Below are 18,545 nucleotides of genomic sequence, written 5' to 3'. Positions count from 1 at the left end.
CATGACCTCCGCCACCGCGCGGCGGCCTGCGCGCACCGGCGGCAACCGGGGCGCCACGGTCCGGCGCCGGGAGGGCGTCGCGGGTTGGGGCTTCGCGCTTCCGTTCCTGCTCGTCTTCGCCGTGTTCATGGCGGGCCCGGTGCTGGCCTCGTTCGCCATGAGCTTCACCGACCTGCGCAGCGCCGATCTGCGCGACCCCCTCGGGGTCAACCCGGTCGGCCTGGACAACTACATCAAGCTGTTCGGTGACGACACCTTCCGCCAGGCCGCGCTCAACACGGCGTACTTCGTGCTGGTCGGGATTCCACTGACGATGATCCTCGGGCTCGCGGCGGCGGTCGGTCTGGACGCGGGGATCACCCGGTTCCGGACGTTCTTCCGAGTTGGCTACTACCTGCCCGTCGTCACGAGCATCGTGGCCGTCGCCGTCGTGTGGCGTTTCCTGTTGGAACCCGCCAGCGGCCTGGTCAACACCCTGCTGGGCTACGTCGGCATCGACGGCCCGAGCTGGCTGACCGACCCCACGACCGCGATGCCCGCGCTGATCATCATGGCGGCCTGGCGGAACATGGGGTACCTGATGGTCATCTTCCTGGCCGGGCTGCAGGCCATCCCCCGGGAGCTGTACGAGGCGGCGGCGATGGACGGCAGCGGCGCCTGGTCGCGGTTCCGCCATGTCACGCTTCCGCTGATGCGCCCCACGCTGCTCTTCGGCGGCGTCATCACCGGCATCGGCTACCTGCAGTTCTTCGAGGAGCCGTTCGTGATGACGAAGGGCGGACCGCTGGACACCACCCTGTCGCTGGCCTTCTACACCTACAACCAGTTCGGCTTCGGCAACTACAGCTACGCCGCGGCCATCAGCTACATCCTGTTCATCGCCATCGTCGTCCTCACCCTGGTGCAGTTCCGGCTGCTCCGCTCGAAGACGTAGAGGGGGCCGTCATGACCACATCCGTGCACACACCGGCTCCGACTCGTACCACCGGGCGGCGCCGGGCGGGCGCCGCGCCGGAGGCCCGTGGCCACCTGTGGGTGTACGCCGTCCTCGCCGGCGGGCTCGTCCTCCTGGTGGGTCCGTTCGTCTGGATGCTGCTCGGCTCGGTCAGGACCGACGCCGAGCTACGCCGGGTACCGCCCACCTGGCTGCCCGAATCCCCGTCGATGGACAACTACCGCCACCTGTTCACCCAGTTGGACTTCCCGCAGTTCTTCTTCAACAGCACGGTGGTGGCCGTCGCCATCACCGTCGGCAATCTGGTGTTCTGCTCGATGCTCGGCTACGCCCTGGCGAAGCTGCAGTTTCCCGGCAAGCGGATCGTGTTCGCGCTCGTGCTCGGCATGCTCATGGTGCCGGTCATGGTCACGTTCGTCCCCCTGTTCATGCTGGTCAGCAAGCTCGGCATGGTGAACAGTTATGCGGGGCTCATCCTGCCGTGGCTGGCTCAACCGTTCGGGGTGTTCCTGATGCGCCAGTTCATCCAGGGGCTGCCCGACGACCTCATCCACGCGGCCCGGGTGGACGGCGCCGGGGAGTTTCGGATCTTTGCGCGGGTGATCCTGCCGCTGTGCGGGCCGGCCCTGGCCACGCTGGGGATCCTGCAGTTCCTGGCCACCTGGAACAACTTCCTCTGGCCGCTGGTCGTCGCCCAGTCCGAGGAGAAGTTCACCCTCCCCGTGGCCCTGGCGCTCTACGCCATCGGGGAGAACAACACCCGCTACGGCCTGCTGATGGCGGGCGCCGTGGTGACCATCCTGCCGATCCTGGTCATCTTCGTGCTCCTGCAGCGCTACTTCGTGCAAGGCATCGCCATGACCGGCCTCAAGTGAGGAGTCTTCATGCGATCCAGATCCCGTCTCACCGTCGTCGCGGGGATGATCATGTCCGTCGGACTGGTCGTCGCCGCCGCCCCCGCAGCCACCGCCGCCCCCTCCCCCGCATCCACCGCGGGTCGCAACGCCGTCCTGCAGGGGTACGCCGCGGACACCTGGCGCTCGTTCGCCGCCATGGTGGATCCGGCCACCGGTCTGGTCGCCGACAACATCGGCGGTGACCTCGACCCGGCCGACCGGTCGGCCTACACCTCCCCCACCAACATCGGCGCCTACCTGTGGAGCACGGTCGTCGCCCGGGAGACCAGGCTCATTTCGGCCGGCGAGGCCCGCAGCCGCGTCGCCCAGACCCTCGCCACGCTCGGCCGGCTGGAGATCCACGAGCCGTCGGGCATGTACTACAACTGGTACGACCCGTCGACCGGCGCGAAGCTCACCACCTGGCCGGCCGACGGCAGCACCGTGCACCCGTTCCTGTCCAGCGTCGACAACGGTTGGCTCGCCACCGCCCTGACCATCATCAAGGACCAGGTGCCGGAGCTGGCGACGCCGGCCGACGCGCTGCTGCGCCGAATGGACTTCGGTTACTACTACAACCCGGCGGAGCGGCAGATCCGCGGCGGCTTCTGGGTGCAGGCGCCGCCGGGCTGCTCCGTCCCCGGCAACTACCGCGGCGGGCCCGAGATCTACTACACCTGCCACCACTACGGCGCCTTCAACACCGAACCGCGGATCGCCAGCTACCTGGGCATCGCCGCCGGCCAGATCCCGCCCGAGCACTACTTCGGCATGTGGCGGACCTTCCCGCCGGAGGGCTGTGACTGGTCGTGGTCAGAGCAGCGGGCGGTCGGCGAATGGCGCACCTACCTCGGGGTACGACTCTTCGAGGGCGCCTACCGCTACCGCGGGATGCAGCTGGTGCCCACCTGGGGCGGCTCGATGTTCGAGGCGCTGATGGTGCCGCTGTTCGTGCCGGAGGAGCAGTGGGGCAAGGACAGCTGGGCGATCAACCACCCGACGTACGTGCGAGCGCAGATCGAGCACGGGCTGCGCGAGGCCGGCTACGGCTACTGGGGTTTCTCGCCGTCGAACAACCCGGCCGGCGGGTACCGGGAGTACGGGGTAGACCCGATCGGCATGGACGCCGGCGGCTACACCTCCGACCAGGAGCGCACCTCCGTCGACTACGGGTACGGCGAATGCCGGCCGGCGCAGTCGCCGCCCGCGGCGTACGGGCAGGGGGTGGTGACCCCGCACGCGTCGTTCCTCGCGCTGCGCTACGCCGAGGACGAGGCCCTGCGGAACCTGGCCAACCTGCGCCGGGACTTCGACGCGTACGGACCGGGCGGCTTCTACGACGCCGTCAACGTGACCAGCGGGCAGGTGTCCGAGCGGTACCTGGCGCTGGACCAGGGCATGGTCATGGCGGCGCTGGGCAACGCGCTTGCCGACGACGTGCTCCGCAAGCCGTTCAGCATGGGCGCCATGAAGCAGCGCCTGGCGCCGCTGATGCGGATGGAGCAGTTCTCCCTGCCCGGCGCGAAGAACGGCTGAACCCGGGGCCGCCGACGGTCCTGCGGCGCAGGCGACCACCTGCGCCGCAGGGCCGGGCGCGGCCCGCCCCGGTTGCCCCGTCCGCGCCTGCGGCGGGCGGGGTAACCGGTTACAGTCGCGACACGGATCCGCAGAGACACCCGGAGGTAACCTCGGTGACCCGCGCAACCGGCACACCCCCCGGCAACGACGCCCGCTCCGACTGGGCGGCCCGCATCTCCCGCCGCAGCGACGAGAGCCGACGCCCGGGGACACCCGACCTCCCCCCGCCCGCCGGGCTGCGCGCCGAGCCCGGCGTCGGCCACGTACGCCTGTCCTGGCAGCCGGTCGACGGCGCGGTCGGCTACCTCGTCCACCGCGCACCGGCCGGGGAGCCGTCCGCCTTCGCCCCCGTGGACCACCTGGGCGGCGACGTGCTCGCCGTCCCCGACCCGTGGTACGTGGACACCACCGGCGAGCCCGGGCACGAGTACAACTATGCGGTCGCCGCCGTGCCGGAGGTGACGGTCACCGGTGCGCTGTCGGCGCCGGTCACCGCCGCCGCGCTCCCGGCGGTCGACGCACCCCCGACCGTGCGCCTGCGGGTGGACGCCGGCGCCGCGGGCGTACCGCTGCACTGCCCGTGGCAGCCGATGATCGGCAGCGAGCGGCTGTCCCAGTTGCTGTGCCCGGACCTGACCGGCGGCCGGGAGATCGGCACCGAACTGCTCGCGGCGCTGCGCCGGGTCCGCGACGAGATCGGCGTCGAGACGGTACGCGCGCACTCGATCCTGCACGACGACCTCGGCGTCTACCGCGAGGTGGACGGCGAGCCCCGGCACGACTTCTCTCGCGTCGACGAGACGTACGACCTGCTGCTCTCCACCGGGCTGCGACCGGTGGTGGAGATCGGCTTCATGCCCCGCGACCTGGCCCGCGACCCGGAGCGGACGGTCTTCGAGTACCGCGGCATCATCTCGCCGCCGAAGGACTGGGACCGGTGGGCGGACCTGGTCCGGGCGCTGGTGCGCCACCTGCTCGACCGGTACGGCGAGGAGGTGCTCGGCTGGGACTTCGAGGTCTGGAACGAGGCCAACTTGGAGGTGTTCTGGTCCGGCACGCGGGCGGAGTGGATGCGGCTCTACGACGTGACCGCCCAGGCGGTCAAGGACGTCGATCCGCGCATCCCGGTGGGCGGGCCGTCGTCGGCCGCCGCCGGCTGGGTGGACGCCCTGCTCGAGCATGCCAGCATCAGCGGCGCGCCGGTCGACTTCGTCTCCACCCACACGTACGGCAGCCCGCCGCTGGACCTGCGCCCCACGCTGCGCCGGTTCGGCCGCCCCGACGCGCGCATCCTGTGGACCGAGTGGGGCGTCACCCCCACCCACTTCCACCCGGTCAACGACGGCGTGTTCGCGGCGGCGTTCCTGCTCACCGGCATGCGCTCGGCGGCGGGCCGGGTCGACGCGCTGTCGTACTGGGTCGCCAGCGACCACTTCGAGGAGCTGGGCCGGCCGCCGCGGCTGCTGCACGGCGGGTTTGGCCTGATCACCGTCGGCGGCATCGCCAAGCCCCGCTACCACGCGCTGTGGCTGCTCTCCCGTCTCGGCGAGACGGAACTGCCGGTGCGGGCGAGCGGTGACGGCGCCGACGGGCTCGTGCAGACCTGGGCCAGCCGGCGCGACGACGGCTCGCTTGCGGTGCTGGTGTGGGCGTCCACGCTGGACCAGTCGAAGCGCGACGGCGACCCGGCGCTGGCCCGCCGGGTCGCGCTCACCATCGACGGCGCCGCCGGGCAGCCGGTGCGGGTCACCCGGCTCGACCGCGAGCACGGGGACATCACCACCGTCGCCGCCCGGCTCGGGGTCGACGAGTGGCCGGACGAGGAGAAGTGGGCGGCGCTGCGCGCGGTCGACACCCTGCGCGCCGAGCCGGCGGACGCCGTCGACCGGGACGGGAGCATGGTGCTGGAACTGGACCTGCCGCAGCCGGGAGCGGTGCTCGTGGAGGTGGACCCGCCGCGGTGACAACGCCGCCGGCAGCGACGTGAACGACTCACCATCAGGGCGGATGACGCTCAGGCGGCGCCCGGGTCTCTGGGCGCGATCTGTGCCAGATGCGCGGCGATGACCGCCGTTCCGGCCGCGCCCGACATCCGGCTGGGTTGCAGGACGGCGTGCAGGATCACCCCGTCCACGAGCGCGTACAGCCGCTCAGCCTCGACCGTGTGATCCAGTTCGGGTCGTAGCGCGCCGCTGTCGGCCAACCGCCTGATCATCATCTGGAACGCCTCGGCGAGGCGCGCGTCGATCTCCTCACGGAGGCTGGCCAGGCTCGGTTCGACGGCCGCCCGAGCGGTGAACGCCAACCACACCTCACACTCGCCGCGCCGCTGCCGGTCCAGCGGCAGCATCTCGTCGATCATCGCGAGCACCACGCGTCGCTGGTCGCCCGTGATGTCCACGGCCCGGAGCCGCGCCTCGATCCGGTCGCCGACTAGGCGCAGCGCGAAGCCGAGCAGCTCGGACTGGGTGGCAAAGTAGTGCCGTAGCGAGCCCATGGAGAGACCGGCCTCGCGCGCCACGTTACGCACGGACGCCTGCTCCAGCCCGTCGCGCATGATGATCCGCCACACCGCTTCCGCGAGTTCCGTGCGGCGGGCCTCCGCATCCACCACCTTCGGCACCTCGTCTTTATAGCACAGTCGTGCTACGGTGCCGTTCCAACACGGTTGTTCTACAAAACGGGGGAGGACGGATGCCACGTCGAGAACAGGGCTGGCTGGCAGTCGCGATCACCGGCTGGATCGCCGTCAACGTAGCCGTGCTGCTCCTCGCGCCCAGCCACGCGCCGTTCGACTGGCCGGCGCAGCATGACCCGCCGTCCGGCCCCGGCCAGGTGATCGCCGCTCAGCTCACCCTGGTCGAACTGCTGCTGCTGGGACTCGTCGCGTACGCACTCACCCGCCGACGGCCGGACCCGGCGATCGCGGCGCGCGTCCCCCCACGCCCCACCGCCCACCGCGAAACCTGGCTGCTCGTGGCGTACGGCATCCTCGCCCAACTCGGCGGCTTGCTCCTCGGCCGAGCACTCGACTGGCATCCGATCGGCTTCCACCTTGCGGGCACCCTGGTGGGCACTACAGATCCGGTCCGTCCGGCCGAGGCAATCAGCTGGGCCGGGTACAACAGCCTGGTCTACGCGCTGCTGCCGTACCTGTGGTTCCGGCGGCGGTACACCGCCCACCAGCTCTGCCTCCGCTCGGCGGATCGCCGTGGAGACACGATGCTCATCGTGGTCGTGCTGGTTCTCGAGTCGCTCGCCCAGTGGGTGACGCTCGGCCACGCGTTCGCCGGGCTAACGGCCGGGCAGATCGCGCTCGGCGCACCGTTGACGTTTCTGCTATACCTGGCCGGCACCGTACTGCCCACCGTCATCTTCGTCCAGGGCCTCCTTGTACCCCGGTACGCGCGGCTCACCGGCTCCACGACCGGCACGCTGGTCCTCGGCGGTCTGACCTACGCGGCCCTACACGTGTTCGAGGGTTGGGGGCGGTGGGGATCACCACGCGAGTTCGTGCTGACGGTCCTGTTCGTGCTGCTGATCTACGCCCTGCCCGGTGCGTTCAAGACTTGGTTGACGGCACGGACCGGCAACGCGTGGGTGCATGCCTGGGCGTACCACGCCGTCGCGCCGCACACCATGCACGACACCGGGCTGGTGGTTCGGATCTTCCGACTGTGAACGGCGCAACCGTGGGGGTGGAAGTGGGACGGCGCCAGCGATGTGGAGGACCCCGAACCCGCCCTCGCCGTCATGGACCTGCACGTGGTGGTGAATGGTGCGCGGTGCGCGGTCACCTGTCCTCGGTGCTGGGCTGCGTTGTCACCTCGGCGAGTCGAACGCCCGCGCTGCCCATCGCGCGCCGGGAGAAGGGAGCCGGGTTACAGCCGGCCCTGTCTGTGCACGCTTCCATGACGACTACCTGCTCCACATCGCTTCGCCGGAGCTACTCCAGGAGATCGGCCTCCCAGTTGGTGCGCTGGATCAACACGTCCAACTCCCGGAGCTCCTGGGCGATCGCGTCGGCCTGGCCGCGCAGTTCCCCGACCGGAAGCGCGGCCAGCATCTTCAGCTCCGAGCGGAGCTGCCGCACCAGATGACCGCGTCCGCTCCCCGCCGCGGCGTCGGCGGCGGCGGTGAGCGCCGCGTGGCGCAACCGGAGTACGTCGCGGCGGGCCAGCGCGTCGGTCAGGGTGCCGAGGTCACCGACCGTCACGGACGCGTTGGTGCGGTTGATCCGCCGGATCAGCTCCTCGAGATGATCAAGGACGGCGTGCAGCTCGGCCAGGAGCTGCTGCGCGTCTTCCGCGGGCAGCTCGCCCTCCTGGTACCGGGCGCTGCCGATGATGCGCGATCGGAGCTGTTCCACGCGGCGGGTCGTCTCGGCGCGGTCTGCCAGCGCCTCGCCCAGCTTCACGAAATTGAACCTCCCTGACGATGAGTGCGAAAAGAATAGATGATCTCGGTGCCGCCGGCCGACGGGTTTTCTCGCGAAATTTCAACAACAGCTGTTGGTGATAAGCTCTCGGCATGGCGACAGGCCCCTGGCAGGCGGTGACTATCCTCACCGACCAGGTACGACGGGCGTTGTACGACTACGTCCGGAGCCAGCGCCACCCGGTGACCCGGGACGAGGCCGCGGAGGCCCAGGGGATCTCGCGCAATCTGGCGGCGTTCCACCTCGACAAGCTGGTCGGCGCCGGGCTGCTGCACGCCCGGTACGAGGCGCCGGCCGACCAGCCGCGCGGCCGTGGTCGCACGCCGAAGGTGTACGAGGCGGCACCGGGCTGCATCGCCCTGAGCATCCCGGAGCGTCGCTACGAGCTGATCGGCGAGATCCTGGCCCAGGCCGTCGCCGAGGAACCCACCGACGCCCGGGCGGCTGCGCTCCGCGTGTCCGCACAGCGGGGCGCGGCCATCGGTCGTCAACTCGGCGGCGGCCGGCCGGTCGCGGCAGTCCTGGCCGACCTCGGCTTCGAGCCGGCCGACGAGCAGGGGCTGATCCGGCTACGGAACTGCCCCTTCCACGCACTCGCCGCCAGGCAGACCGAGCTGGTGTGCGGGCTGAACGAAGCCTTCATCGCCGGTCTGCTCAGCGGGCTCGGCCGGGCGGACCTGCGCGCGCGGCTGGCCCCCTCGCCCGACGCCTGCTGCGTGCAGGTCCATCCGGCCTGACCCGCCGAGCTCGCGGTTGCCTCCTTTCAGGGCAGGAGGTCGCCCAGCGGCACCTGGGGGTCGGCGAGCCGGTCCAGGTCGACCGCCCTGCCCCGGTGGCCGGCGCGCACCAATGCCTGGATCTGGTCGGTCACGTCCCAGACGTTGGCGTTCATTCCGGCCAGCACGCGGCCGTCGGAGACCCAGAACGCCAGGAACTCCGGTGCACTGCCGTCCACCACGGCCGGGTCGCCGCGGAACACCACCCGGTCGTAGCCGTGCGGGTCCACCCATCCCGAGTACTCCATGCCCAGGTCGTACTGGTCGGAGAAGAAGTAGGGCAGCCTGTCGTACTCGACCTGCTGGCCCAGCATGGACCGGGCCGCGGCGGGGCCGCCGTTCAGCGCGTTCGCCCAGTGCTCCACCCGGAGGTGCCGGTCGAGCAGCGGGTGGTGGGCGTTGGCCACGTCGCCGGCGGCGTAGATGTGCGGGTCGGAGGTACGCAGCCGGGCGTCGGTGACGATCCCGTTGTCCACCTTCAGGCCGGCCGCCTCGGCCAGTTGCGTGTCGGGCTGGATGCCCACGCCGACGACCACGGTGTCGGCGGGCAGTTCGGTGCCGTCGGTCAGCAGCACCGAGGAGACCTGGCCTGTTCCTTGCAGCTGCCGGACCCCGACGCCGAAGTGGAAGGTGACGTCGTGGCCCCGGTGCAGGTCGGCGAAGACCCGGGCGACCTCGTCGCCGAGGACCCGCTGCAACGGCAGGTCGGCGGTCTCCACCACGGTGACGGTGGCGCCGCGCTGGCGGGCGGCCGCCGCGATCTCCAGACCGATCCAGCCGGCGCCGACCACCACGAGGTGAGCGCGGTCGGTGAGGGCCTCGGCGATCCGGTCGGAGTCCGCCAGGGTACGCAGGTAGCGCACGCCGTCCAGGTCGGCGCCGGGCACGTCCAGGCGACGGGGCGTGGAGCCGGTGGTCAGCAGCAGCTTGTCGTAGCCGAGCCGGTCGCCGTCGTCGAGGACGACCTGGCGCAGGTCGCGGTCGATGGCGGTGACCCGGGTCGCGGTCCGCAACTGGACGTCGTGCGCGGTGTACCAGTCGGCCTCGTGCACGTACACGTCGGGCCGTGGCGTGGTGCCCAGCAGCAGGCCCTTGGACAGCGGTGGCCGTTCGTAGGGTCGTTCGGGCTCGGCGCCGAGCAGGATCACGAGGCCGTCGAAGCCCTCCTCGCGGAGTGTCTGGGCGGCCTTGGCGCCGGCGAGGCCGGCGCCGACGATGACGAAGGTGTCGCTGCTTCCCATGCCGCTCTCCAGTTCGGTCAGTGGGCTCCGGTGAGGGAAAAGAACTCGGCTCGGGAGCGGGGGTCGTCCCGCAGGGTGCCGAGCAGGGTGGATGTCACGGTGGTGGCGCCGGTGGCCCGCACGCCCCGCAGGCTCATGCACAGATGCTCCGCCTCGATGACGACACCAACGCCCTTGGGCGCCAGTTCGAGGGCCAGCCAGTCGGCGACCTGCTTGGTCAACCGCTCCTGCACCTGGGGGCGGTGGGCGAAGAGTTCCACCACCCGGGCGAGCTTGGACAGTCCGAGGATCCGCTCGCCGGGCAGGTAGCCGACGTGTGCGACACCGATGAAGGGCAGCAGGTGGTGCTCGCAGACCGACCGGATCGGGATGGCTCGGGCCAGGACCAGTTCGTCGTAGCCCTCGTCGTTGGGGAACGTGGTCAGGTCGAACGGGCGTGCGGTGAGCAGTTCGGCGTACGCGTGGGCCATCCGGCGCGGGGTGTCGCGCAGGCTCTCGGAGTCGAGGTCGATGTCGAGTGCGGTCAGGAACTGGGCCGCGGCCTGTTCGGCGGCGACCAGGTCAAGCACTGGTCGCTGGTCCACGCGACGTTGGGCCGGTGCGATGCTCACGTCAGCCCCCTCCGAGCGCGGTGTGCAGGTGCCACGCCGCAACCTCCGTCTCCATCAGGGATGGTCGCTTCTCTCCGCCATCCTGGCGCGCTCGAGGCGGAATTTCAATAGCGTTCGCTGTCGAAATTCCCAGCCAGCGGACGACCCCTCGGGACGGAAGCCGGACGGAAGTTGGGCAGGAGCCGGACGGGAGCCGGGCGGGGACGACGAGCGCGCGTCGGCGCCGGTTCGCGGGAAGGAGACCCCTCCCGCCGGGGTCATCAGCCGCCTCCGGCGCGGAATGACCTACACATTCGGCATTCGGTCGCCCAAACTGGCATCGGCTATAACAAATACAAGGCACAGATCGGGCGTTGTCCATTACATCGAAGTGCATTACTATACCAATCGTGTAATGATCCAGAACGCAGCACCGCAAGACCCGAAGAGAGCCGTTGCAAACACAGAGTTACCACTCGCCAGCACAGGAACCGAATCAGCGACCGCCCCGGAGGACGGCCACCTGGGGTCGCAGGCCAGGCGAACAGGGAGACGTGCCGCCACGCGCGCCGCGAGCAGTTTCCGCTCAGCAAATATGACAGTCACGTTTCGAAATTGCTGCCCGTTGACCAGCTAATCAGTTGCTAATCAACGGATATTTTGGTCAAACGGTCATTACCGGGGTATGAGGCGCTGATCGAATCGGCGTTACGGGGATACATCCCAGAACGGGTGGGGTACCGGAAGGGGTGGGGGGATGAGGGCGATCCCGAGTGAAACCTTGGTCATCGGCATCGCGTCGTCGCCGGCCGAACGCCGGCAACTGGCGCGGCTGCTCGGCGGAGCGGAGGCGTTCCTGATCGTCTCGACCGTCCAGCAGGCACGGGAGTTCCTCGACGCGGCCGGGGCGCCCGCCGCAGCAGCGGGTGCCCAGCCGGCGATCGTGGACGCCACAGCGGACATGGGTCCACCGCCACCGCCCGAGCTGATCGTCGACTCCGACCGGCGGGTGCTGCGCTGGCTGGACCGCGAGATCGATCTCACGCCGCTGGAGCACGACTTTCTGGTGTGTCTGGTCGGCACGCCCGGACAGGTGTGGACCTACGAGCAGCTGCACCTGAAGGTCTGGGGCAATGAGCACCTCGGCCGTGGCTCCGACATGCACTCCGTGGTACGACGGGTACGGCGCAAGCTGGCGCGGCTGGACGCCTCGGCGGCGATCCACGCGGTCCGAGGGGTCGGCTTCCGCCTCGCATTGGCCTGACCTCCTGGCCGTCACACGGGCACCCGGCGCCACGCCGTCGAGCTGTCGCGTCGCCGGTCTTCTCCTCCTGGCGGCTCCCCTCCTACTCCCCGGGCAGAACAGGATGCCGAGCCGAAACGCGACCTGGCTGGGAGCGACACGTGGGGCCGCGGCATGCCGAACGGGTCCGGCCCGCCTGGTCGCAAACCAGGCGGGCCGGATCTTGTCACCTCTCAGTTGTCAGCAACGGGTCGGGGAGAGCACGAAGTCCTCCACCGTCGGGGTGCTGCTGACCGTCGTCTGACGGTTCTGGGGCTTCCAGCCGTCCTTGGCGACGATGATTTTCAACGGGTTGTGCTTGCGGTCCAGCCAGTAGGCGTACTTGCCCTGGGCGTCGGTGGTGAACGTCCAGGAGGTCGTCTTCGAGTCGACCTGGACCGTCGCACCCTGGAGCGGCGAGCTGACACCCTCACAGCTCTTCCCGGTGACCGTACCCAGCAGCTTGCCCCAGGTCCCCGGAGGCGTCGCGTTCATCGTCACCGGCACCGGCTGCACCGTGTACGGGGTGTTCTCCTTGATCGCGATCGAACCGGTGTAGGTACCCGGCTGGTCGACGTTCGCCGTCATCCCGACGGTGACCGTGACCTTCTCGCCCGGCGCCAGCGTGGCCGACGTCTTGTCGATCGTCATCCAGCTCACGTCGGACGGTCCCTCGGCGCACTCCTCGAACCCGGGCAGCGCCTCGCTGTCCGGTGTGGCGTTGAAGCTGCCCGAGGAGCCGCCGATCTTGTAGAAGCCGCACGCCGCGCCACCGCGGTAGCGGGCCGTGTTGGCGTTCGGCAGGTTGGACCAGGCGTTGCTGCCCGGGTCGTAGGCGAAGCCGGCGTTGGTGATGGCACCACCCTGCACCCCGCCGACGACCAGCAGCTTGCCGTTGGCGACGGCAAACGAGCTGGCCCACGTGTCGGCCGGCGCGTCGGCGATGGCGGTCCAGGCGTTGGCACCCGCGTCGAAGGCGTAGCCGGCCTTCAGCGCAGCGGACCCGTCGTTACCACCGGTGCAGTAGACGACGCCGTCGATCCCGCCGCAGGAGGCGAACGCCACCGACTTCGGGTAGTTCGGCAACGTCTCCCAGGTGTCGCTGCCCGGGTCGTACCGGACGACCGAGTTGGACATCGGGGTGCAGGAGGAGGTGGTGCAACCGCCCACGGCGTACAGCTTGCCGTCGACGACCGCCTGCCCGGCCGCGGCGCGCGGCGCGGGGTTGTTGGCCACCTTCGTCCAGGTGTTGGCCGCCGGGTCGTACGACCAGGTGGTGGCGTCGGGGCCGGACGCCCCCCAGCCGCCGGTCGCGATGATCTTCCCGTCCACGGCGCCCACGGTCATGGCGTTACGGGCACCGGGAAGATCGGCGATCGCCGTCCAGGTCTGCGCGATCGGGTCGTAGACGTAGTTCTTCGCCGAGGACGCCGATCCGTTGCCACCCGCGATCGAGTACACCTTGCCGTCGAGGTTGACCACCCGGTTGTCCATCACGTTGGCCGGGTAGCCCGCGATGTCCGTCCACGGCGCGGCCTGCGGGCCGGTCGCGGCGGTGGTCTCCTTGCTGTCCTTGCCGGAGGCCTGTGCGGCGAACGACGTCGGGGCGTTGAGCCGCTGCACCGGCGCGCCGGAGGAGGCGAGCAGCTGCTGCTTGCTCATCGTGGACCCGTCGGCGCGGAGGAGCTGGAAGTCGCCGTCCCGCTCACTGAACTGGACGTCGACCGGGGCGGCGCCGGTGTTGGTCACCGTAAAGGTCTTGTTGACCTTGCCGGCGGGCATCTGGACCGTCCCGCTCACCTCGGTCGGCTGGATGGACAGCCGGCCGGCGCCGAGCTGGAAGGCGGCGGCTGTCGCCCCGTTCTTCTGGACGTTGACGTCCTTGCTCTGGCTGACGTAGCTGCCGGCCTTCGCGGTGAACTTGTGCGACCCGGTCAACGACGAGAACATCCAGAAGAAGCCGTCCGGCAGGTCGGTGTCGTCCGGAGTCGCGGCGCTGGTGGCCTTCTCGGCCGTCCGGTCGTCGCTGGTGACGGTGGCGCCGTTGAGGTAGCTGTCGTCGTTCTTGTCCTGCACGTGACCGAGCACCAGGCCACCGTCGATCGGTTGGCAGCTGACCTGGCTGCCGATCAGCACGTTGTCGACCAGCCACCACCACTCCCACGAGGCGTCGTAGTAGTGGAACCGGACCCGGACCTGGTTTTGGCCCGCGGCCTGCGGGATCGGCACCTCGGTCACCCGCGGCCCGCGGAAGTTGGCCGCCTGCCGGAGCACGTTGGTCCAGGTCGTGCCGCCGTCGAGGCTGAGGTCGACGTCGGCGCGGTCGGAGCTCAGCCACCGGAAGTCCTGGTTGAACCGGACCACCGGAGCGGCGACGTTGGTCAGGTCGACGATCGGGCTGACCAGCGAGGTGTCCTGACGCCCGCTGCTGCCGTACTTGTCGCTGTCGATGGCCGCGAAGTTGCCGCTGCCACCGGTCAGGTTGCCACGGTTGCCCGGGTCGTTGAACTGCCAGACCTGGCCGTTGCCGAGGTGGTCCACCACGGACCAGCCGGCCGGCACGGTGGTGCCGTCGAAGGTCTCGTACACCCCGTCGGAGCCGTTACGGTAGCCGGGCGCCGTGGTGCAGGCGTTGGCGTCCACCGGCACGGCCACGTTGTGGGTGACGTTGCTCGAGCCGACCACGACGTCCTTGGTGACCGTCTGGTAGCCCGGGTACTGCGGCTGGACCTTCACGCTGTAGGTCGCCCCGCTCGGGAGCTTGAAGCTGTAGTGACCGTCGGCGGGAGTGGTGTAGTCGGACACCCCCGACGGGCCCTCGACGGTGACCTTCGCGTAGAGCGGCCAGCCGTGTCCGGATCCGTCGGTGACCGACCCGCTGACCGTGACGCTCGGCATCGCCGCCAGCGCGACGTTGGTGGTGGTGGTCGTGTCCTTCGTGATCGTCGCCGGCACCGTCTTGGTCTCGTAGCCAAACGCCGACACGGCGACCTGGTACTCGCCGGCCGGAAGCAGCGACGAGTACTTGCCGTCGCTGCCGGTGGTCAGCTGGCGGGTGGCGGCGCCGGTCAGGGCCACGGCCGCACCCGCGATCGGGGCACCGGTGCCCGCGTCCGTGATCGTGCCGGCCAGGGTGCCGGTGTCGCCGATCGGGGCCGCGTTGAGCAGCGCCAGCGCGTCCAGCCGGCCCTCACCGTAGACGTTGTTGTCGTCCGCGGTGCCACCGCACTGGAGGTCTTCCTTGTCGACCGCCGTGTTGTCCAGCAGCGCACGGGTCGCGTCGACGTCACCGACCAGCGACGGCGCCGCCGACCACAGCAGCGCGACCGCGCCCGCGAGGTGCGGAGCGGCCATGGAGGTGCCGTTGTAGCTGGCGTAGCTGTTGCTCGGAACGCTCGACCGGACGTTCACGCCGGGGGCCGAGATGTTCGGCTTGATCTGGCCGTCCTGCCCGGCACCGCGGGAGGAGAAGCTGGCGATGTTGTTGTTGATGTCGTACGCACCGGCGGAGTAGTTGTTGGTCCGGCTGCCCGGCGAGCCGCTGGTCTGGCAGCCCGGACCGTTGTTGCCGTTGGACCAGGCCCCGAAGATGCCCGACGCGGTCCACGCGTCGGTCACGTCCTCCATGAACGGTTCGTTGGAGGGCAGGGTGGTACCCCACGAGTTGTTGATGATGTTCGGCCGCTTGCTCGCGTCCGGGTTCTGACCGTTGAGGTCCCGGGGCTGGAGCATCCACTGGCCGGAGGAGATCAGCGCGGCGTCGCTGGGGCAGCAGCCGTTCGCGGCGATCCACTTGACCTCGGGGGCGACACCGATCTGGTTCGCGCCGTCCAAGCCGGCCATGGTGCCCATGGTGTGGGTGCCGTGGCCGTTGTTGTCACAGGGCGCGGCGGCGCAGGTGCCGGCGGCGTTGAACCAGTTGTAGTTGTGGTCGAACGTGCCGTCGCCGTTGTTGCCGCGGTAGGAGTTCACCAGCGCCGGGTGGTCGAACTGGACGCCGGTGTCGATGTTGGCGATCGTGATGCCCGCGCCCTTGACCCCGTACTGGGACCAGACGTCGTCGGCGTTGATGTTGGCGATGCCCCACTCGAGGGCGTTGACGGTCTTCTCGTCGGTGCCCTTGGTGACCTCGGGAACCTTGATCTCCGTCGGCGCGTACAGGCCGTCGACCTCGGCGTGCGCGGCGAAGTTCTGGGCCATCGTGGACGTGCCGCCGGTGACCTTGATGGCGTTGGTCGCCCAGAAGGTCTGGTACTTCACGCCCGAGCTCGCGAGCTCAGCCCGGATCTTGGCCTGGCTCTCGGCGGCGGTCTTCTGCAACGCCTCCGCGACTGCGGTGCCCCGCTCGGCCCAGTCCTTGATCTTGCTGGCCTTGCTGAGGTCCGCCTTGTCCTTGAAGTGGATCCAGAAGTCGCCCTCGGCCTTGCCCTGCAGCTGCTTCGCCAACTCCGGGCGGATCTTGTCGGCCCCGTTCGGTGCCGCCTGTGCACCTGAACCGCTGGTGGCCAGTCCTGTCGCGGCGAGGGCGACCGCCGCCCCGGCGCTCACCAGACATCTGGTGATGCGCCTCCTGTGTGGACGTCTTAGCATTGGTGCTGCCTCCTCCAAAACGACCCGCAGTTGAACGAGCCATGGCGAAGGGTGCAGGGGAACGCTCCCATCCGGGTCACATCGGCATGAGCGAACCCCGTGCCCCTCAGGCGCCGTGCGGGCCACGCCGGCTGCCCAGAGTGGACACTATGATCTAGAGGAAAGCGCGATCAAGAACGCTACGTGAGCAACTCCTCACTAACGGTCGCCTGGTTGTCGGCAGGATTGACAATTACTGTCAGGGCCGTAGCGAAGTTGGGCGGAATTTGCCCATCGTTCGGGGTGGGGTGCGGTGGCCGAGGAAGACCAGGTGTCAGGCGGATCCGAACCGGCCAAGGACCTGTTTCCGCTAGTGATCGCGGTGACGCCGTCGCCGGCCGACCGGCTCCGGCTCGCCGAACACCTGGCCGGCGTCGCGCCGCTGCTGCTGGTCGCCGACCTCGACGAGTTGCGCCGGCTGATCGCCGCCCCGCAGCGGCTTCCCCGGACGGCGTCCGCGCCGGCGCCCGCCGTCGCGCCCGCCGGTGCCGACGACACGTTGCTGATCGACTCGGCCCGGTCGACCGCCCGTTGGCGGGACCGTGAGATCAGCCTCACCCGGCTCGAGCACGACCTGCTGGCCTGCCTGACCACCGAGCCGGTGCGGGCCTGGAGCTACCCCGAGCTGCACCGGTCGGTCTGGCGCGACGAAGGACGGGAGCGCAAGGCGGACGTGCAGTCCCTGGTGAAGCGGCTGCGGCGCAAGCTCGCCGAACTCGGCACCGACGTCACCATCGTCGCGGTACGCGGTGTCGGCTTCCGGCTGGCCGGCCAAGTTGTCATCACCGTCTGAGGCGTGGGCCGCGAGCCCTTTCCACCAGCGGCCCGAGGCCACCGGCACCTGACCCTCGGCGACGCGGGCGCCGAGGGTCGTCCAGCGAGCCGACCCGGGCCAGGCCGGAGCGGCGCCTCCGGGAACCGGTACCGCGACGCGAGTGCGCGTCCGCCGAAGCGGGAGCCGGCGAGCCAGCCGGTCAGGCCCACCGGCCCTCGAAGAGCGGGGCGACCGGTCGGTCCCGGCGGCTGATCCGCAGATCTCCGAAGATCGTGCTCCGTTCCGCCCGGTCGACCTCCGCGTCCAGATCGACCCGCAACTCCTGCGAGGCGTCGTGGGCGGCGCCGATGAGCACGAGCTCGGTCCCGGGATGATCGAGGAAGCCCGGCGGGTCGAGCGGGGCGAACCGGCGACCGTGGAACTTCTGCTGCAGCGGGGCAGGCAGCTTGACCTTCTGCGAGCGGGCAAGGCCGACGCCCGGCGGGGAGGGAGCCTGTGGGTTCTTCACTGTGACGATGTAGCTCGCCTCCGGCTCGATGCTGAGCTCATGCTGCGCCTCGCCGAGCCGCATCGGCAGTTCCAGCTCGTACGCCAGATGGGTGTGGTCGTCGTGCCGCGCGATCACGTACGCCCCCTCCGCTGCGGGCCGCGCCGGCGGCTGCCGCCGCCGGCCCCGGGTGCTCGTCCGGTACGCGCGCGCCTGCAACGCCTCGTGCAGCTGCTCCGGCCGGTCCACGACCTCGTCGACGAACGCCCAGAAGCGGTCGTGCTCGGAGATGTCCGGCAGACGTTTCCGCCCGACCACCAGCAGTCGCAGGTGCCTCCCGTGCCACGGGTGCATCACCACCAGCAGCCGCTGCACCTCTTCCAGCGAATCCACGTGCTCCTCCTCCACGCGGGGGCGGTAGAGGAAGTAGATGTCGCCGTCCTCCAGCAGCTCGGCCATCCGCCCCGCGTACCCGAGACGGCAGATCGCCAACGTCGCCTGCGGCCCGGAGGCGCGTCCGTTGCCGGGCCCGTTTGCCGGGGCGCACCACGGGCAATCGCGCGAGGAAGCACGTCACGGGAGGAGCAGGCGATGAAGATCCACGACCCGTCCAGCCAGGCGATGCAGAAGGACTACGACGTCACCGACATCGAGCGCCTGATGGGCAAGAAGGACTGGAAGAGCTACGACGACGTGATCAACTGGCTGAAGAAGGAAGGTGACGAGGACCGACGGTTCACCCCGGGCGAGGTGCAGCACATGATCGACGACTTCTCCCGGGCCCGGGACAAGAAGATGGACTTCGTCCGCGATCCCGAGAAGCTCCACCAGAACCTCAAGAAGAGCCGGTAGGGGTACCTGGCGGGCCTCGACCCGCCGTCGGCGACGCCCGGGCCGC

Annotated in this window: 15 protein-coding genes; 9 read left to right on the top strand and 6 right to left on the bottom strand. The window is 70.0% G+C overall.

Features of this window, described 5'->3' with window-relative positions; all coding sequences use genetic code 11:
- Nucleotide 1: 1 nt before the first annotated feature.
- From ACY34I_RS12470 to ACY34I_RS12455, 4 genes are all read left to right on the top strand, one after another.
- The gene (locus tag ACY34I_RS12470) at nt 2–934 is read left to right on the top strand and encodes a carbohydrate ABC transporter permease (RefSeq protein ID WP_462754938.1); all 933 of its coding nucleotides are present in this window, start codon (nt 2–4) and stop codon (nt 932–934) included.
- Nucleotides 935–945: 11 nt separating this feature from the next.
- Nucleotides 946–1,830 carry a carbohydrate ABC transporter permease gene (locus ACY34I_RS12465; protein ID WP_462754937.1) on the top strand — a complete coding sequence of 295 codons (885 nt, stop codon included), beginning with the start codon at nt 946–948 and terminating at the stop codon, nt 1,828–1,830.
- A 9-nt stretch (nt 1,831–1,839) separates the two neighbouring features.
- Entirely contained in the window at nt 1,840–3,387 is a 1,548-nt protein-coding gene (locus tag ACY34I_RS12460; protein ID WP_462754935.1) for a glucoamylase family protein, read from the top strand.
- Nucleotides 3,388–3,542: 155 nt separating this feature from the next.
- Nucleotides 3,543–5,393, top strand: coding sequence for a GH39 family glycosyl hydrolase (locus ACY34I_RS12455; RefSeq protein ID WP_462754933.1), 1,851 nt, complete (start codon nt 3,543–3,545; stop codon nt 5,391–5,393).
- A gap of 50 nt (nt 5,394–5,443) precedes the next feature.
- Here ACY34I_RS12455 and ACY34I_RS12450 read toward each other — a convergent pair whose 3' ends face one another.
- Nucleotides 5,444–6,043 carry a TetR/AcrR family transcriptional regulator gene (locus ACY34I_RS12450; RefSeq protein WP_462754931.1) on the bottom strand — a complete coding sequence of 200 codons (600 nt, stop codon included), beginning with the start codon at nt 6,041–6,043 and terminating at the stop codon, nt 5,444–5,446.
- A gap of 80 nt (nt 6,044–6,123) precedes the next feature.
- Here ACY34I_RS12450 and ACY34I_RS12445 point away from each other — a divergent pair, with 80 nt between their 5' ends.
- Nucleotides 6,124–7,110 (top strand): hypothetical protein, encoded by a 987-nt coding sequence (locus ACY34I_RS12445; RefSeq protein ID WP_462754929.1) that lies wholly within the window; start codon nt 6,124–6,126, stop codon nt 7,108–7,110.
- Nucleotides 7,111–7,375: 265 nt separating this feature from the next.
- Here ACY34I_RS12445 and ACY34I_RS12440 read toward each other — a convergent pair whose 3' ends face one another.
- Entirely contained in the window at nt 7,376–7,846 is a 471-nt protein-coding gene (locus tag ACY34I_RS12440; RefSeq protein WP_462754928.1) for a DIP1984 family protein, read from the bottom strand.
- A 113-nt stretch (nt 7,847–7,959) separates the two neighbouring features.
- On the opposite strand from ACY34I_RS12440, the gene ACY34I_RS12435 reads away from it, so the two are divergent.
- Nucleotides 7,960–8,604 carry a helix-turn-helix transcriptional regulator gene (locus ACY34I_RS12435; RefSeq protein WP_462754927.1) on the top strand — a complete coding sequence of 215 codons (645 nt, stop codon included), beginning with the start codon at nt 7,960–7,962 and terminating at the stop codon, nt 8,602–8,604.
- 26 nt (nt 8,605–8,630) lie between these two features.
- On the opposite strand, the gene ACY34I_RS12430 is transcribed toward ACY34I_RS12435, so the two are convergent.
- Entirely contained in the window at nt 8,631–9,884 is a 1,254-nt protein-coding gene (locus ACY34I_RS12430) for an NAD(P)/FAD-dependent oxidoreductase (RefSeq protein ID WP_462754926.1), read from the bottom strand.
- A gap of 17 nt (nt 9,885–9,901) precedes the next feature.
- Nucleotides 9,902–10,495 carry a GTP cyclohydrolase I FolE gene (folE, locus tag ACY34I_RS12425; protein WP_148797440.1) on the bottom strand — a complete coding sequence of 198 codons (594 nt, stop codon included), beginning with the start codon at nt 10,493–10,495 and terminating at the stop codon, nt 9,902–9,904.
- A gap of 736 nt (nt 10,496–11,231) precedes the next feature.
- Here folE and ACY34I_RS12420 point away from each other — a divergent pair.
- On the top strand, nt 11,232–11,738 hold the full coding sequence (locus ACY34I_RS12420; protein ID WP_462754923.1) for a winged helix-turn-helix domain-containing protein: 507 nt from the start codon (nt 11,232–11,234) through the stop codon (nt 11,736–11,738).
- Between the two features lie 219 nt (nt 11,739–11,957).
- Here ACY34I_RS12420 and ACY34I_RS12415 read toward each other — a convergent pair whose 3' ends face one another.
- Entirely contained in the window at nt 11,958–16,304 is a 4,347-nt protein-coding gene (locus ACY34I_RS12415) for a S8 family serine peptidase (protein ID WP_462754922.1), read from the bottom strand.
- Nucleotides 16,305–16,656: 352 nt separating this feature from the next.
- Here ACY34I_RS12415 and ACY34I_RS12410 point away from each other — a divergent pair, with 352 nt between their 5' ends.
- Nucleotides 16,657–17,178: a winged helix-turn-helix domain-containing protein gene (locus ACY34I_RS12410; RefSeq protein WP_462754921.1), complete on the top strand. Its 522-nt coding sequence runs from the start codon at nt 16,657–16,659 to the stop codon at nt 17,176–17,178.
- Between the two features lie 181 nt (nt 17,179–17,359).
- Here the strand turns inward: ACY34I_RS12410 and ACY34I_RS12405 are convergent, their stop codons facing one another.
- Complete coding sequence (locus ACY34I_RS12405) at nt 17,360–18,106, bottom strand: hypothetical protein (RefSeq protein WP_462754920.1); 747 nt, start codon at nt 18,104–18,106, stop codon at nt 17,360–17,362.
- 132 nt (nt 18,107–18,238) lie between these two features.
- On the opposite strand from ACY34I_RS12405, the gene ACY34I_RS12400 reads away from it, so the two are divergent.
- Nucleotides 18,239–18,499, top strand: a complete 261-nt coding sequence (locus ACY34I_RS12400) for a hypothetical protein (protein WP_148797435.1) — start codon at nt 18,239–18,241, stop codon at nt 18,497–18,499.
- Nucleotides 18,500–18,545 lie beyond the last annotated feature (46 nt).

This window comes from Micromonospora sp. RTBAU3-60 (assembly GCF_054963695.1).
This window is presented reverse-complemented; position numbering and strand designations above follow the sequence as displayed.